The sequence below is a fragment of the Nostoc sp. KVJ3 genome (assembly GCF_026127265.1).
Classification (GTDB): Bacteria; Cyanobacteriota; Cyanobacteriia; order Cyanobacteriales; family Nostocaceae; genus Nostoc.
In genome coordinates this window covers 3,987,790-4,004,472 of the sequence record NZ_WWFG01000001.1, presented here as the reverse complement: position 1 = coordinate 4,004,472, position 16,683 = coordinate 3,987,790, and the positions used below count along the sequence as shown (strand labels likewise).

General features: G+C 42.1%; 13 protein-coding genes and 2 pseudogenes. 6 read left to right on the top strand and 9 right to left on the bottom strand.

Translation table 11 applies throughout. From position 1 onward, the window contains the following. Nucleotides 1-274 precede the first annotated feature (274 nt). Nucleotides 275-3,820 (top strand): NB-ARC domain-containing protein, encoded by a 3,546-nt coding sequence (locus GTQ43_RS16185; protein ID WP_265273600.1) that lies wholly within the window; start codon nt 275-277, stop codon nt 3,818-3,820. Between the two features lie 34 nt (nt 3,821-3,854). On the opposite strand, the gene GTQ43_RS16180 is transcribed toward GTQ43_RS16185, so the two are convergent. From GTQ43_RS16180 to GTQ43_RS16170, 3 genes and pseudogenes are all read right to left on the bottom strand, one after another. Then, the gene (locus GTQ43_RS16180) at nt 3,855-4,841 is read right to left on the bottom strand and encodes an SGNH/GDSL hydrolase family protein (protein WP_265273599.1); all 987 of its coding nucleotides are present in this window, start codon (nt 4,839-4,841) and stop codon (nt 3,855-3,857) included. A 46-nt stretch (nt 4,842-4,887) separates the two neighbouring features. Next, nucleotides 4,888-6,007: pseudogene (locus GTQ43_RS16175) on the bottom strand (3-oxoacyl-ACP synthase III family protein). A 21-nt stretch (nt 6,008-6,028) separates the two neighbouring features. After that, the gene (locus tag GTQ43_RS16170; RefSeq protein WP_265273598.1) at nt 6,029-7,786 is read right to left on the bottom strand and encodes a ScyA-related TPP-binding enzyme; all 1,758 of its coding nucleotides are present in this window, start codon (nt 7,784-7,786) and stop codon (nt 6,029-6,031) included. A 247-nt stretch (nt 7,787-8,033) separates the two neighbouring features. On the opposite strand from GTQ43_RS16170, the gene GTQ43_RS16165 reads away from it, so the two are divergent. The 4 genes from GTQ43_RS16165 (at nt 8,034) to GTQ43_RS16150 (ending at nt 11,067) form a co-directional block, all read left to right on the top strand. Next, nucleotides 8,034-8,741 (top strand): haloacid dehalogenase type II, encoded by a 708-nt coding sequence (locus GTQ43_RS16165; RefSeq protein ID WP_265273597.1) that lies wholly within the window; start codon nt 8,034-8,036, stop codon nt 8,739-8,741. A 199-nt stretch (nt 8,742-8,940) separates the two neighbouring features. Next, on the top strand, nt 8,941-9,483 hold the full coding sequence (locus GTQ43_RS16160; protein ID WP_265273596.1) for a 2'-5' RNA ligase family protein: 543 nt from the start codon (nt 8,941-8,943) through the stop codon (nt 9,481-9,483). Nucleotides 9,484-9,719: 236 nt separating this feature from the next. After that, nucleotides 9,720-9,863, top strand: a complete 144-nt coding sequence (locus tag GTQ43_RS16155) for a hypothetical protein (RefSeq protein WP_265271516.1) — start codon at nt 9,720-9,722, stop codon at nt 9,861-9,863. 334 nt (nt 9,864-10,197) lie between these two features. Further along, the gene (locus GTQ43_RS16150; RefSeq protein ID WP_265273595.1) at nt 10,198-11,067 is read left to right on the top strand and encodes a DUF5895 domain-containing protein; all 870 of its coding nucleotides are present in this window, start codon (nt 10,198-10,200) and stop codon (nt 11,065-11,067) included. A 64-nt stretch (nt 11,068-11,131) separates the two neighbouring features. Here GTQ43_RS16150 and GTQ43_RS16145 read toward each other — a convergent pair whose 3' ends face one another. Both GTQ43_RS16145 and GTQ43_RS16140 read right to left on the bottom strand, forming a co-directional pair. Beyond that, nucleotides 11,132-12,382, bottom strand: coding sequence for a murein transglycosylase A (locus GTQ43_RS16145; RefSeq protein ID WP_265273789.1), 1,251 nt, complete (start codon nt 12,380-12,382; stop codon nt 11,132-11,134). 3 nt (nt 12,383-12,385) lie between these two features. Beyond that, a complete protein-coding gene (locus GTQ43_RS16140) occupies nt 12,386-12,640 on the bottom strand; it encodes a hypothetical protein (RefSeq protein WP_190891914.1) in 255 nt (84 codons plus the stop codon). Between the two features lie 521 nt (nt 12,641-13,161). Between GTQ43_RS16140 and GTQ43_RS16135 the strand changes: the two genes are divergently transcribed. Next, nucleotides 13,162-13,824: a Nif11-like leader peptide family natural product precursor gene (locus GTQ43_RS16135; RefSeq protein ID WP_265273593.1), complete on the top strand. Its 663-nt coding sequence runs from the start codon at nt 13,162-13,164 to the stop codon at nt 13,822-13,824. A 245-nt stretch (nt 13,825-14,069) separates the two neighbouring features. Here the strand turns inward: GTQ43_RS16135 and GTQ43_RS16130 are convergent. The 4 genes and pseudogenes from GTQ43_RS16130 to GTQ43_RS16115 form a co-directional block, all read right to left on the bottom strand. Next, nucleotides 14,070-15,655, bottom strand: a pseudogene (locus GTQ43_RS16130) (glucose-6-phosphate isomerase). 111 nt (nt 15,656-15,766) lie between these two features. Then, complete coding sequence (locus tag GTQ43_RS16125) at nt 15,767-16,024, bottom strand: cytotoxic translational repressor of toxin-antitoxin stability system (protein ID WP_099102182.1); 258 nt, start codon at nt 16,022-16,024, stop codon at nt 15,767-15,769. A 116-nt stretch (nt 16,025-16,140) separates the two neighbouring features. Beyond that, the gene (locus GTQ43_RS16120) at nt 16,141-16,338 is read right to left on the bottom strand and encodes a hypothetical protein (protein WP_265273592.1); all 198 of its coding nucleotides are present in this window, start codon (nt 16,336-16,338) and stop codon (nt 16,141-16,143) included. 199 nt (nt 16,339-16,537) lie between these two features. Then, entirely contained in the window at nt 16,538-16,681 is a 144-nt protein-coding gene (locus tag GTQ43_RS16115) for a hypothetical protein (protein WP_265273591.1), read from the bottom strand. Nucleotides 16,682-16,683 lie beyond the last annotated feature (2 nt).

Sequence of the window (16,683 nt, the reverse complement as noted above, 5' to 3'; positions counted from 1 at the left end):
CGTGAAAAATATAAATAAGGAAACGAACCGCCAAGTACGCCAAGGACGCAAAGAGAAGAAAGAAGAAAGAGATATGTAATTTTCACAAATGATTTAGGATTGCTATAGATTACCAAAGATGGTTTTTATCAGTGAATATTTTTGGAATATATGTGTTTTAAATCCCCTGCAATATGAGATTATTCATTTGTTATGGTTATCACATCATATCTATAGCAATTTAGTAAATAATTCCTTTGAGTCAAAGGTGATTATATGAATAGTGAGTTAATACATGACTTTACAGAATTGGAGACGCAAGCGTGGTGTTGCACTTACTACTAAGGGGTTACAAAAAATTAAAGAAGCAAAGTATCAGTCAGAAGCGAAAGAAAATTTTGGAAACAGGTATACCCTTGAAGAAATGAGTGCCCGCTCCGGGTTATATTCCGCTACTATCTCAAAAGTATTAAATCGGGAAGGAGGAGTTGACAAACAGACTATTGAAAAGCTTTTCTCGGCTTTTCAATTAAAAATAGATAAAAATGACTATTTAAGCTCAAATAATCGTCTAGATTTGGGAGAAGCTATTTTTAACTCAGTTTTTTATGGACGTACAGAAGAACTAACTACGCTAGAGAAATGGATTCTCAATGAACACTGCCGATTGATTACACTATTAGGAATAGGAGGGATTGGGAAAACAACACTGTCTGTAAAGCTTGCTCAACAGATTCAAGACAACTTTGAGTATGTGATCTGGCGATCGCTACGAGAAGCCCCACCTGTTAAAATTATTCTCAGTAACCTCATCCAATTTCTATCTGACGAACAGGAAACTGAAGTTAACCTACCAGAAAGCTTCAGCGAACGGGTATCGCGACTCCTCTATTATTTGCAAAATCACCGCTGTTTGGTGATCCTTGATAATGCAGAGTCAATTCTCCGCAGTGGTAGCCGCGCTGGACTTTATCGAGAAGGATATGAGGAATATGGTGAGCTTTTAAGACGGATAGGAGAAGCAACTCACCAAAGCTGTTTAGTGTTGACTAGTCGCGAAAAACCGAAAGAAGTGGCATTACTGGAAGGAGAAGCATTATTTGTTCGCTCATCACCATTGAGTGGCTTGAAGGTAGCAGAAGGACAAGAAATCTTAAAACTCAAAGGGCTATCTGCGGCAGAGGATGAATGGAAAGTAATGATTGAACGCTATGCAGGTAATCCATTAGCCTTAAAGATAGTTGCCACGACTATTCAAGATATCTTTAATGGTAATGTTACTGAATTTTTGCAACAAGACACGGCTGTTTTTGGCGACATTCGTGATATTTTAGAGCAGCAGTTTGAGCGCTTGTCAGATTTAGAAAAGGATATTATGTACTGGTTAGCGATTAATCGTGAGTCGGTTACACTATCTGACTTGCGAGACGATATTATATCACCAGTACCACAAGCAAAATTAATAGAGGCTCTAGAATCTTTAGGAAGGCGATCGCTAATTGAGAAGACTACACCTACGCTCATTGAAAAAACTGGCTCAGTGTTTACGCTCCAGCCGGTGGTTATGGAGTATGTAACTAATAGTTTAGTAGAACAAGTCTGCCAAGAGATTATTACTCAGAATATTTATTTATTTAGGAGTAAAGCTCTAACAAAAGCGACCGCAAAAGAATATGTTAGGGATACTCAAATTCGCTTGATCGTCAAACCAGTTATAGATGGGCTACTTACTACTTTTAGAAGTAAAAAAAACCTCGTAAATCACTTAGCTCAATTTTTGGCGACGCTACGAGAGATATCCCCTCTAGAACGAAGTTATACAGCAGGAAATGTCTTTAACCTCCTTTGTTATTTAGAAACCGATCTCAGTGGTTATGATTTTTCTTATCTAACTATTTGGCAAGCCGACTTACAGAATGTCAAGTTGCATAATGCAAATTTTGCTCACACCCATCTAGCTAAATCTGTTTTTATTGAAACCTTTGGTGGGATTTTTTCGGTAGTCTTTAGCCCTAATGGGAAACTTTTAGCTACTGGTGATACTAATGGAGAAATTCGCTTGTACGAAGTTGCTAATAGTCAGCAACTTATGACTTGTAAGGGGCATACTGGTTGGGTTTGGTCAGTTACTTTTAGTCCCGACGGTCAGGTTATTGCTAGTGGTAGTAATGACCAAGCAATAAAACTGTGGGATATCAGTAATGGTCAATGTTTCAAAACTTTAGAGGGTCATAATGGTGGGGTTCGTTCAGTCACTTTTAGTCCCGATGGTCAGCTTCTTGCTAGTGGTAGTGACGACCAAACAGTAAAACTGTGGAATATCAGTAATGGTCAGTGTTTCAAAACTTTACAAGAAAATGTTTGTAGTGTATGGTCTGTTGCTTTTAACCCAAAAGGTGATTTATTGGCAAGTGGAAATGATGACTGTAAGGTAAGGTTATGGGATATTCACAACAGTTCATGTATTCACACCTTAGAGGGTCACACTCAACGAGTATACTCAGTCATTTTCAGCCCTGATGGTAATACACTAGCTAGCGCCAGCCATGACCAAACAGTGAAACTTTGGGACACGACTAATGGTAAATGTATTAAAACTTTGCAGGGACATACAGACTTGGTACATTCAGTTACCTTCAATGTAGATGGTAGCGCTCTTGTTAGTTGCGGTGAAGACCAAACGGTAAAGTTATGGGATTTTCCGAGTGGTCAATGCCTGAAAACTCTCCAAGGACATAAAAGTAGGGTATGGTCGTTAGCAATATGTATAAATCAAAATATTTGTGCTAGTAGTAGTGATGACCAAACGGTAAAGTTATGGGATATCAGCACTGGTCGATGCATTAAGACTTTCCAGGGTTACAACAATGGGATATGGTCAGTTGCTGTCAGCCCAATTGATAATAAAATTCTTGCCAGTGGTAGTAACGACCAAACAGTAACACTGTGGGATGCTACGACTGGTAAGTGTCTTAAAACTTTGCAGGGACATAGTAGGAGAGTTACATCAGTTGTCTTTAGCTGTGATTCTCACTTCCTTGCTAGTGGTAGCGAAGACCAAACCGTAAGGTTGTGGGATCTAAGTAATAGTAAATGTCTGAAAATATTGAAAGGACATCGTAATCGAGTTACATCAGTTACTTTTAGTGCCGACAGCTATTTTTTAGCCAGTTGTAGCGATGACCAAACAATAAGAATATGGGATATCAACAGTGGTCAATGCCTCAATATTTTAGGAGAACATAGCGATAGAACATGGTCAGTTACCTTCAGTCTTGAGGGTCATGTATTAGCTAGTGGTAGTCATGACGGAACAGTGAAACTCTGGGATGTTCGCACTGGCAAGTGTTTTAAAACTCTCCAAGGTCATACCGAATGGGTTTGGGCTGTTGGCTTCAGTTCAGATGGTGGTATGCTAGCTAGCGGTAGTGGAGACCAAACGATTAAACTCTGGGATGTCAACACTGGTGAGTGTCTTAGAACTTTGCAAGGTCATACAAATATTGTATATTCAGTCACTTTCAGTTCTGATGGTCGCATACTGGCCAGTGGCAGTGGCGATCAAACAGTGAAGCTTTGGGATGTTAACACAGGTAGCTGTTTAAAAACTCTATCGGGACATACTAGATGGGTTTGGTCAGTTACCTTTAGTTCCGATAGTCAAACTATTGTCAGTTGTAGTGAAGATGAGACAATTAAGATTTGGGATGTACAAACAGGTGAATGTTTGAAAACTTTGAGAAGTAAAAATCCTTACGAAGGAATGAATATTACTAGCATAAGTGGGTTAACTGAGTCGCAGAAGGATACTTTCAAAGCTCTAGGAGCAGTTGAGTATTAAAGGAGGCTTAATATTAGAGCGAACGGACGCTAATTCAGTTAATTATGTTGCATTTCAATAGTGAAACTGCACCTAAAATGCTGTATAATAGCACTCCTAATCTAGCAGATGGTTCGGGTATTGGTTCTGGCTCAAGTGCTGAGAATGCTAATTCTCCAATTAGCTTATGAGCAGTAGTTGTAGGATGGACTTCGTCCCAAAACAAAAATTTTTCCGGGTTACATAAAACTTGTTGTGGGGGAACATCTTTTATGGACACTACTGATAAGTCTTTGCTAATGCAAGAGTTAGTCACATTTGTAAAACCGAATTTCTCTGGATCGGCAATAATCTGATCAAATAGGGAACTAACATTTAGTTCTATAATGTTGGTATCGGAACTGAATTGTTGGCTCAAAAGTTGGAGTGTTGTATTCAAGCTAGAGTTATGTTGGCTACTGAATGTGCTGAATAAGTTTGAACGTTGATTATTGAAATTTGCAAAAGGCGATTTTCCCAAATCCGGCAAGTTGACCACCATAATATCTTTTGCGCCATCAGCAACAAGGGATGTCAACGCTGTTGATAAATTTGCTACTGTATTGGTAGGATTGGGATCGCCACCGAAGAAGTAACTGAGGTAGTCATTAGTACCAGCCCAAATAATATATAGAGCATTTGGATCGGCAGTTTGATTTGTTGTTACAAAGTTATTTATCTGTTGTTGTAATCCTGGTAAAGTAGCTAAACCAATATTCTCAGTTCCCGTAGTTGCGCCACCAAAAGCAAAATTATTGTTCAGATTTAATGTTAATCCTAGATCGGAGGCAAGATAATCAACCCAAATTGGGCCATTAGAAAAACGCCCATTATAGTAGGTTGGACTTGGGGGGACAATTCCGTTAGTGGCATTAAATACATTACCAGTATCAGATAAGCTGTCTCCAAAAACGTAAATATTGTCATAATCCTTTGCTAATACTTTGAGTGGAAATATCAAAGATAATAGTAAAAATCCTGTTGTGATAATTTGTCTTTGCATGCTTAACTCCTTTATAAAGATGCCAGTAGAAAAATTCTGCTCCTTTCTATAGAGCTTTTGTTGCTAATTTAGAGCTTTCAAGAGGGTGAGGGGCTAGCGTCACATTACCCCAGCACATTACACTTGCAGAGGCAACACCTGCTGCACCAGAACCATAAATGAGAACTAAGTCATTTTCGTGAATCTTGCCTAACTGTGCAGCGTGGTAGAGATTTGCCACAGTCAGCACTGGCCCGATATTTGCATATTGAGGGTAAAGATTGATAGTGCGCTCTGGGTTAATACCCAATAGCCGCGTGCAGAAGCGCGTCATCCAAGCAGTAGGGGTATTGAAAAGAAAAAAGTCGATTTGCTCCAAGGTTACACCAGCAGATGCGATCGCACCTTCGCAACAGATAGAAAGAAACTCCGCAGCCGTTTCGCGTAGAGCCTTTGCACCCTTGCCCGGCTGCATACGGACTCGGGAATTTCCTTGCTCATCCTTTCTGACTTCAGCAGATACTACCTTACACAGCGCACCTGTATGAACTGTCTTGGTGCTAAAGATACCCTGATTTGCTTCGAGTGAACCAACTACGAAAGCTCCCGCACCATCACCAAGGAACCAAGACACAGTATCTTCCTCATCAGAAACGCGGGAGTACGAACACGAAATAACTACAAGTACCAAGTACATTGCGATACTCTCCCGATCGCACCAAAGCACAGGCAGTTTGAAGTGCAACTGGCGTACTCCCACACGTTCCATCCAGATTCCATGCAGCGCCCACAAGACCGAGTTTCCGGGCAAGAAAGGCGGCATTGCCAAATCCAATTTGTTCCGGCCAAACTGAGGCAACAATCATCAAATCAACATCATTGGGAGAAAGTTTGGCTGCATTCAGAGCATCTGTTGCCGCACGATATTCTAAGGTTAAAGAGGATTCCTCATGACTAAGCACCCAGCGCTCAACATTACCACGAAAGGGATCTGAAAGATAAGGCAGCATCTCTGTATCAAACTCATTAGTCGGAGAGTTTCCAGTCAGCGAAAACAGCCTTGCCAGTCCTTTATGTTCAGCCTCAGCTATTAGCTCAGGGTACTTTTCTATGTAATATTTATTGGTACGTCTAATAGCTGGAAAACTTAGTGCAATTGAGCGAATACCTACTGGAGAATGCACCATATAAAAAAATTCCCTCCGATCTTAATAGTTGGTAGCGCCCTGTGAAATCAGACTGAGATTACGACTTTGAGTAGGTGCTATTTGGGTGGGATCTATGATTACATCAACGACAAATGGGCCGTTCGCCGCGATCGCTTTTTCTAGTGTTACTTGAACGTCGGCTTCTCTTTCCACCCGAATACCTTCTGCTCCCATCCCCTGAGCAATCTTGACGAAATCTGCTTGCGGAATCGTGGCATCGACCTTCTTGAATCCTAGATACGTTATTCCCTGTTCGCAGATATTATAGCGCCCATCGTTGAGTACAATCCAAACGGCAGGAATTTGATATTTTACAGCCGTGTTTACCTCGCTGTTCATCAGCATGGCACCATCTCCAACAATGGCGATAGCCTTGCCATTCCGCGCCAAAGCAGCACCCACTACGCCTGTAACGAAATGCCCCATAGCTCCGAATCCGTTGCTGATTCGGTGACGACTTGGTGTGGTAAATCGTAGTAGATGAGTTACCCAAGCAAGTGAGTTACCTGACTCTGCCATCACTACTGCATCGCTTCCATCAACAATCACTTGTTGAATCACATTCATGAGCAGTTCTGGTCGCACTAGACCCTTCACGTGTGATTTGAGGACATTATATTCAGGTCGAGGTAGCACTATTTTCCTTGAGTGACCAGTACTTTCTGGAAAATACTTCAGTAGAGCCTTCATAAATATTCCCACTTCGGACTGGATAGCGAAAGTCTCAGTGCATGGATATGCAGTTCCTAATACCTTTGGATCGATGTCAATATGCAAAAAGCCCCGCGTGGGGTTCATCGCAGGACTCCAGAATGAGGTAGGCTCACCGAGGCGTGTTCCCAGTACGAGTATGTGCAAAGGACGCTGCTCCTGCATATACCTAAAAACCGACTCATGACCACCAAAGCCGGTAACGCCTACAAACTGAGGATGATCTTCAGGAAAAATACCTTTGGCGCGTGGCGAACACATGACAGCAGCCCCTGTACTCTCGGCAAGCTGGCGAATCTCTTTTGCAGCACCCCGTGCCCCAAAGCCTACCCAGATTGCAAAGAGGCCATCGGAGAGTAATTCGACACATTTGGCTATTGTCTCTTCACTTGCTGTTGCCACCGCATGAGACAAAGTGACTCGTGATAAAAATATATTTACTGAACTCGTCTGAATGTTTGTTGGAATACTAATATGAGCTACAAATCCTCCAGGTTGTCCTAGACCGAGAGCAATTCTCTGAGCAACCTCTGGAATTTGATTGCTGGCTTCCAAGGTTGTTGCATAATGAAATATCGTCCCGGAAGTAAAAATATCTGCACTAGGCATAGTATAGGCGCTTGTTTCTTGACAAGCCCATCGCCCACGCTGTGGTGCAGAGGTCGAAGCTGACACGAAAATTACCTTCGCTCCCTCCCAACGGGCAGCTAACAGCCCTGTCAAAGCGTTGGTGATTCCCGGCCCTGTAGTAGTGAATACCACAACGGGGCGATCGCTAGCAAAGTAAGCCTCAACTGCTGCAAAAACTGCTCCGGCTTCGTGGCGAAAGTGCAGCACCTGCATGGAACTTTGGTGTAACGCAGCCCAGACTGGAGCGATCGCACCTTCTGAAACACCAAAGGCATACTGCACTCCCATATCTTCTAGGATTTTAACCACTGCCTCTGCTACTGAAGAAGTTACAGATGGCTGGCTATGAGATGGTTGTTCAGTTGAGTTAAATTTTTTACTGCTATTTGCTTTTATACCCTGAAATTTAGCATCCATACAAACATTTTAGGAAGAATTTCCTCTGTGGCATAATATTATCCCATACCCGAAGTAAACCAGCTTAAATACTTGTCGTTTAAATCAGGCAGAAAGCATCTAGTTAAACTCTGTTTTGATATAGAAGAAATGTTCAGAGACTCTATGAACGGCAAATGTGGTGATGTATGCGGCGGGCTGCGCCAACGCACATGGGTTAATCCTGTGGAAACTAAACACAACTAATCAAGCCCTGGAGTATAAAAAGGTGAATAACTTCAATCAGTATAAGGCTTTAACTTTCGATTGTTACGGAACCCTGATTGATTGGGAGAACGGTATTTTAGGAGTGCTAAAGCCACTTCTGCTAGCACACAATACTAATTTGGATGACGATCAAATTCTGGAACTTTTTGCTGAATTTGAAGCAGAACTAGAAAATGGACATTACATCAAATATCGGGAAGTTTTGAAGAGAGTAGTCCATAAGTTTGGTGAACAATTTGGTTTTGAGCCAACTGCCAAGGAACTAAATTCACTTCCCGATTCGATTCAGCATTGGCTGTCTTTTCCCGATACAGTTGACGCACTTAAAACCCTCAAGCAAAAGTTTAAACTTGTAATTATCTCAAATGTCGATGACGATCTCTTTGCTTTCTCGGCAAAGCACTTGGAGGTGGAATTTGACCAGATAATCACAGCAGAACAGGCAAAAAGTTACAAACCTTCCTTAAACAACTTCAGGCTGGCTATTGAGAGAATTAATTTACCGCTAGAGCAGATATTACACGTTGCTGCTAGTGTATATCACGATATTGTTACTGCTAAATCTCTAGGACTATCAACAGTCTGGGTAAACCGTCGAGCAGGTCAACAAGGAGCAAACTTCACAGAAACGGCAGGAAGTCAAGCTGACTTAGAAGTGCCTGATTTAAAAACTCTCGCTGCTTTGAGTTCATATAGGACTCCTATTTGATTTTTGAACAAAATTAGGTATTGTAGGGGAGCCAGTGCGTTGTGGTGAATCCAGCGCCATAGGCGGGTTTCCCAACCTAGGCGACTGGTAAACCCGAAGGGAGGTTCCCTCCGTTGTAGCAACTGGCGTTGTGTTAGAACGAAGTTCATAACGACCACGGGAGGAATAAAAAGTAGCATCCAAAAAGATATTTATAAGTATGGCTTACGCGATCGTATATTCCCTAAATACCAACATAGAGAAGATCAATAAATTTAGACAGAAATACGATCCGCAATTTGATTTAATTGAACCGCACATCACCCTAGTGTTTCCCCTACTGCAATCTATTAATGAAGATAGCCTTACTCTTCATATTAAGAGCATCCTGAGAAAGTGCAAACCATTTCCTATTCATCTAAAGGGATTACAAAAATCATGGGATGAATATCTGTTCTTGATGGTTCAGGAAGGAAAGGAGGATGTTATCAAATTACATAATGAATTATATACAGGTATATTAGCTGAATATTGCAGAGAAAATCCACCCTTCGTTCCACATCTAACGCTAGGAGTGTTTAGTGAAAATAGACTTCAATACCCACAAGCCTTGAAAGAAGCACAGGAGTTAGATTTAGATTATCGTTGTATGGTGGATAAACTAAGTTTATTGAAGATTAATGATGTGAACAGACAAATAGTTTGGAGCCAAGAATATAGAATATATATTAATACGCTTGGGTTAGAACTTGAGCCTCCCTAACTCTCCTTTTTAAGGAGGGAATTAGAGTAAGCCTTTTTTAAGGGGAGTCAACCGCCGTGACTTCTCAATGGGGAAATACGCACGCCAGTGGTTCTTCTTGGCGGTAGCTTGCGACAAATCACGATGTGTCTACGTTGACATCCTCCCCGCCGTAAACGGTCGGGGATTCCTAAGACTCACGACTTAGGTTTCTGTTTCATAGCAACCGCCTCCACCCCCTAAGAGGATTTGGTCTTATGTTCGCTCCACAGACTTTACGACTGCGTGTCCCGCAGCAACTTGAAAACAAACAAGATTTTCAGGTGTTTTGTAACTTAAGGATGAAACCAATTGCCTCTCGTTCTTATCCCAGTCTGCCGTCTTTTCTGCGCCGTCGATAGTTTTCTATCAAACTTTGGTGTTAGGCTTTCTGTCTCCGATGTCTGGGTGGGTCAACGACCACTTCTAACTCTACCACAATACCTCTAATATAAAGCCGTGCTAGAAGCACGGGGTTTTAAACCCAACTTTCTGATAAGAAGATCCCAACGTGAGAATCTGTTGTAAAAAAACGAAACAGGGATTGCAACATAGATTAATTCTGTCTTACTCTGGAAAAACTACTACACCAGTTTGAGTTCCTAAGCTTTGGGAACCACAGCACATAACTGGTTTTCCACGATCAGCACTCTGCCGATTAACTTGTTCAATAAAACACTTTGATAGCCTAAAACGATGAAAGCATCTGCTAATTTCGACTTTGAAGACGAGAAATTCAATGCACCGCCTTCTCAAGTCATCCCTTGGTGTCAGATGATTAATCCTCGGTATGGCACAGATGGTATGCAATCCCACGGTTTGGCGATTAAGCTAGATAATGCCAATGCTGTTGGCTTTGTGCCAGATGATAATTGGCAGCAGGTAGAGCATGAATTTAGCTCTGGAGTCGAAACTGTCTTTATTAGCACTACTCCAAATTTGGTTTTAGTGCGTCGGGGGCCATTGTCTGTCAAAGACCGGGAAAGTGGTCTAAAACTGGGTACGCTCAAAGAGAATTATGATGCTTTTTTAGCAGATAAACTTAAATTTAAAACCTTTACTCGCTATCTAATTTTTATAGTGGGTGAGAATAAAAAGTTTTTACATGAATCACCATTACAACTAACTCTTAATGGTGCTGCTGGAGCGAGTTTCAGCAAAACCTACTGCGAATATCAACAAGGCAGAGTAGTTAGTGGATTTGTTGCTGAACTAGAAAAGGCTTATGCTATTTACCGCAAGCAACCATTGACACCAAAAGGCCCTTTGTTCCACGCTCACGGGATTTTTTGCCCGATAATTGAGTGTGAAGAAAGAGGTATCGAACCAAATACTGTTCTAGTAGCTTCAACTGTAGACTACAAACATCCGACGGTAGGGACTTTAACACAATATTTAATTGCTTCGGATTCTTTGGAGTCTGCAATGATTTGCAAAACTTTTGAAGAATACAAAGATTTTGGGAAGGAACCTATAAAAGCAGAAACGCCTAAGTTGGCAATGGCAGGAGTTTCTAACTCTTACGTTTATGCTGATGAAGATGATTTTGCTTATCCGCCGTACTAAAGAAAGTTAGGAGTTAGGAGTTAGGAGTGATGAGTTTTCAATTAATAACTCCTAACTCCTAACTTCATTCCTTGAGGAGCAAATAATATAGTGAACCATTACCGCCTGTGATACCAGCGCGATCGCCTGCTAGTTTACCAGACCCTATGAAATAATCCACCCGACCTGGGCCTTTGATGGCGCTTCCTGTATCCTGATCGAGTACAAAGCGGCTGACAGTACGATTCTCTAGTTTGCCACGTCCAGCAGGATAGGGAAATGAGTTGTAAATCAGTGCCAACGCTCCTGGAGGCATGAGAGACTTATCTGTAGCAATAGAACGTTCTGCTGTCACTGGCACATGAATACTACCTGTAGCAGCGGTTCCCCCAGTTTCTTGGAAGAAAATAAATCGTTCCCAGCGCGGCAGATAATTGCTCAACTCATGGGGTTTTTGCCGGAAATAAGCAATCATCCGTGGTAGCGTCAAGCCATTTAGTGGCAGTTTGCCATCTTTGGCTAGTTCTTTGCCGATACTAGTCCAAGGGTAATCAGTTCCACCTGCATAGCCAATAGATGTTGTTTTGCCATTAGTTAATTTAATTTGGGCAGAACCTTGGATATGTACCATGTATGCGTCGAGGCGATCGCGAAACCAAAGTAGTTCTAAACCGCGTAACTGGCTCTTATTCCCTAGTAAACCATCCTTCCCTTCCAAATCAATTCGTTTTGGGTGGGGTTTTGGCCATTGGCTAAAATCAGGTGGGAGCCGATAAACGGGATACTTATATATTGCAGTTCTAACACGGCTGGCGGTGTAAACAGGTTCGTAGTAAGCAGTGAATTTAACAGTACCCTTGCCATCATTGCCTACAGACTGGTAAAAGACAAACTCACGGCGGACGGCGGCTTGTAATTGGGCTGGTGACTTAGAACTAACAACCAGTTGGCGGAAACGTAACAAACTCCGGCGGACGCGATCGAGGGTAATTTCCTTAACTGGATAATTTTGATATGCTGCGATCGCATCACTCTTTGTTAAGTAGAGCAGACTGTTATCAATGGAAGCCAACAACGCATTGCGATCGCCTATTTTACCTCTTTGACCCCAAATTTGATCGTCCCAACCCAAGCATCTCTGCCGGAGCGTACAATCGCTTCCAACGGCGATTGGTTTGAGCGGTGGCGTTATCTCAGGAGTGATTGGTATTGGGATAGGTGAGAGATCGGGAGTAGTCGGTATTGGCAACGGCAGTAAGTTAGGAACCTGAGCAACAGCCGGATTTACAAGGGCAATTCCCAGACTCAAGGAAAGGAAAGCAAGGGTTTTTCTCATCATTTAGTTGAATCTTTCAACACTGGAACTAAAAACGGGTTCTACCCGGATTGCCACAATCCGAGAAGGACGGATTACCATATATTCCCCTTGAATATTTTTAATCGGCACACTAATAAAGTCATTAGAAGCAGACTTTGGCACCAGTTCGCCGCTATACCACTTCTGAAACTCTTGAATAGTAGGAAAACGTACTTCTTCCCGGTGGCCGCTTTCTAGTAGGAGGTATACGGCATATTCATTTGGAGTTCTAGCCATAAGATTGAATCCTTTAAAAACATTCAACCCATTGTTAACCACGTAACCCCCGAATGAAAAGGGTAAGCATACGGGAGCGGGGAATCTTGAGGGCAGAGGAAGAATAATTAATGCCTAATGCCCTTCATCAGGGCTGAGTAGAGAATCTCATTACTCGGAACTTAGAACAGGCTAAACTCTCCGCTACCGCTAATGCAATTGTTTTAGCCAATACCCCCATTCACTTTTACATCAATCTAGACGGCTAATCTTTTAACCAGTTCCTCAACTGGGAACAGCTTATAATCTGATGTAGCGATCGCACAACCCGCACTTCGACAAGTTCAGCGATCTTCATCCTTTTCTCAGTATATTTTATTTCTAGTGACAAACTTTACAGAAATTTCATACTTAGCCACTGTGTAACTTCATTTACATGAGATAAGGGATTTAGTACTGTCGAAGAAACACATTATACTTACTACACTGGTGTTCATTGATCCCCAATATGTACCAAGTTTAAAACTTCGGTGAGATGACCCATGTATTATCAAATTTGGAATTTTTTTCTTAAAGAAGATAAATATATTTATTGGAAAGAACAAATAAAATTTAACAAAAGTTTTGACAATGTTGTATGGCAAAAGATTATTGATTTTTTGTTATTAGTAGAGCAAACTTTTCAATTGAAAAGTCAACTAGCAGAAACCGATAGCATTGAGCCGTTTCTCAAGTTAGCAACAGAAAATGGTTACAATTTGACAGCAGAAGAACTTGCGTGGTTTCTAGTTACAAGAAGACAGATTTGGGATCTTTTTGATTTTGCCCAAAAAACTCCATCTCTCAAAGAAGAATTGCTCGCTGCTAAAGATCCGCAGCAGTTCGTTAATATAGCAGATGAGAATGGCTATTCCTTTTCTGTAGAAGAGTTAGCTTGGCTATTAATTGAAATCAAATCATCCCCAGAAATAGTATCTATTAACAACAGTGTCGGAGAGATTCTCACAGGTTCAAACTACGGCAGAATTGACATAGGATACTGGATTTGGCTAGCAGAAGACTGGGGAATTGTGCCACCATTTTGTCATCGAGAGAATCCAGGTAACTTATTATCTGGAGATACCAACAATCCTTTTTTACTCGATCGCTGTTTCTTACCCAAGAGCTATTTTAATCAACGCCTTTTGGTAAGTAGTAATTCGTAATTTGTAATGATGTATATAGCAATTTGTGAAGGGTTACTAACAAAAATATCTCCGACTTCTTCAAGAAGTCGGGGATCTGAGCCTCTCGATATAAATTCAATTGATAAAAACTTAATTACGAATTACGAATTATACAGTGAAGCATCCTAAATGGAAGATAAAACTTCTATATAGGATGCTTCACAATAAAAAATTGTTGCGGATACAACAATTAGGGACAAAATGTGATATTTAGACTAGAGCTATCAGCTAGCAGAAACGGTTAAACTACCGGGTTTGTGAAGATCCCCTTGCAAAACCACACCTCGCTGATTGGCATGGATATGACGCAAAATCTTGTAAATTGCCTCAACTTGCTCTGATGCGCCAGCTTTCTCGGCGAGTTGTTCAAGAGAAATGGGAGCTTTTTCTTTTTGTAGGACTGCTACCACTCGTGTTTGTAAATCGAGAATGGAGGCGGCAGCTTTTTTGCCGGCTTCTACTCCTGGTTGATGGTAGGCGTTGACATTAACTAAGCTTGCGTATAAACCAACAGCGCGTTCATACAAAGCAATTAATGCCCGACAGTTCGGGGATTAACTTGGGGAATGGTAACTGTAATGGAGTCGCGGTGATTTTCATAAAGCGCTTGTCGGGTTCCTTGGAGAAAACCGGAAAGATAATCGCCTGATGTAACTCCCGGATCTATTTCAGTAGATGGCCCCTGACGATCTTCCAACACTTCGACGAAGGTAGCAAAGAAATTTGCTACACCCTCACGTAACTGCTGGACGTAAGCATGTTGATCTGTTGAGCCTTTGTTGCCATAAACGGCGATGCCTTGATGGACAACTTTACCGTCTAAATCTTTTTCCTTGCCCAAAGATTCCATCACCAGCTGTTGCAAATAGCGGCTGAATAAAAATAAGCTGTCCTTGTAAGGTAAGACAACCATATCTTTTTCGCCCTTTCCGTTACCTGCAAAGTACCAAGATAAGGCAAGTAAGGCAGCTGGGTTATTTTTCACATCTGGGACGCGGGTAGCGTCATCCATTTCTTTTGCACCATCTAGGATGGCGCGAACATCAATGCCCTGTAATGCGGCTGGTACTAGCCCCACAGCAGACATTTCTGAGGTGCGTCCTCCTACCCAGTCATACATGGGAAATCTGGCTAACCAGCCTTCGTCCTTGGCTAGTTTATCGAGGTTGCTGTCAACGCTGGTAATTGCTACCGCGTATTGAGCAAATTCCAAATTGTGTCCAGCATAAGCTTTTTTAACTTCAATCATGCCGTTGCGGGGTTCCGGCGTTCCCCCAGATTTGGAAATCACCAATACCAGAGTGCTGGCGAGGCTATTTCGTAGATGATTGATGACGCGATCGATACCTGCCGGATCGTTATTATCGATAAAATGAATTTTCAGGGGCGGGAAATCAGGAGCAAGAGCTTCCGCGACGAATTGGGGGCCGAGGGCGGAACCACCAATGCCAATGGAGATAATATCCGTAAAGCGGCTTGCTCTGGGAGGATGAATAGCACCTGTTTGGACTTTTTCCGCAAAAGCTTCGATTTGTTCTAGGGTTTGGACAATTTCTTGTGTAAGTTCTGGAGTTGGCGCTAAATCAGGATTTCGCAGCCAGTAGTGTCCAACCATGCGATTCTCATCAGGATTTGCGATCGCACCCTTCTCTAGTTGAGCCATATCCGCAAACGCCTTGTCAAACTTCGGCTGCAACGATTCCACAAAGGCATCATCGAACCGCATTCGACTTATGTCTAAATACAGTCCCAATCCCTCGTGGAAATACAACCAGTTTTGGTATCGTTGCCAAAGTGCCCTAGCATCCATAGGGAAATCTCAAATAAAGTGTTTTTCAAAACCAGTTTAATGTAAGGTTATAGCGATCCCTGCCTAGCCTTATACAGTTTACAGTTTTCAGTGTTCCCTTAACTCCCCTCATTAAACATCTGGCATAGGGATGACACGCAGAAATTTCACTATCTCACCCCTGATTTCTATACCAATTAGGTAATTATCGAGGGTGAAGCGGTGAAAAATGCCTTCACTATCAAGCTGTCGCAGTTCTTTTAAATCAGTCAGTTGCCACTTTTGGGCTAACTCAATAAAAACAAAATCATGCACCCGCTCGTAAGCAGCAGGTTCTAAATTTTTCAGGTCTAGCAAAAAAGACCTGGCATAGCGCATTTCTAGACTCACTAGGCGTTACCTTAAAAAATAAAAAATAGTGCTGAGTAGTGAGTGCTGTTAGCGGTAGCGGGGCGTTTAGCCCGTGCTGAGTAAAGAGGCAGTACTAAGGACTCGGCGCTGCTGAATCAGAAAAACATTAATAGTCGTACAGCTTCTTCATGGGTTAATATATCCCACGGTTGCTGCGATCGCTTAACTTGTTGTATGGCTTTGAGCATATAAAAGTCATAATGTAAAGCTTCGAGAACATTCCAAATGTCTTGCAAATCGTCATCCCCTAACTGCTCGATTAAGTGATGCATTCTCAGTCGTAGCAAATTCATACGTTAATTTTTACCTACAACCCAACACCAACAATAAATAGTATTCCCACAAAATTGGCTATGCTCAAGCTACGCTAAAATTTATTCGCCCAGTGAAGAGGCAGGGAGCAGGGAGCAGGGGCAGGAGGCAAGGGGCAGGGGGCAGGGGAGCAGGGGAAGCAGGGGAAGCAGGGGAAGCAGGGGGAGAAAGAATAAAGAACTAATGCCCAATTCCCAATTCCCAATTCCCAATTCCCAATTCCCAATTCCCAATGCCCAATGCCCAATGCCCAATTCCCAATTCCCAATTCCCAATTCCCAATGCCCAATTCCCAATGCCCAATGCCCAATGCCCAATTCCCAATT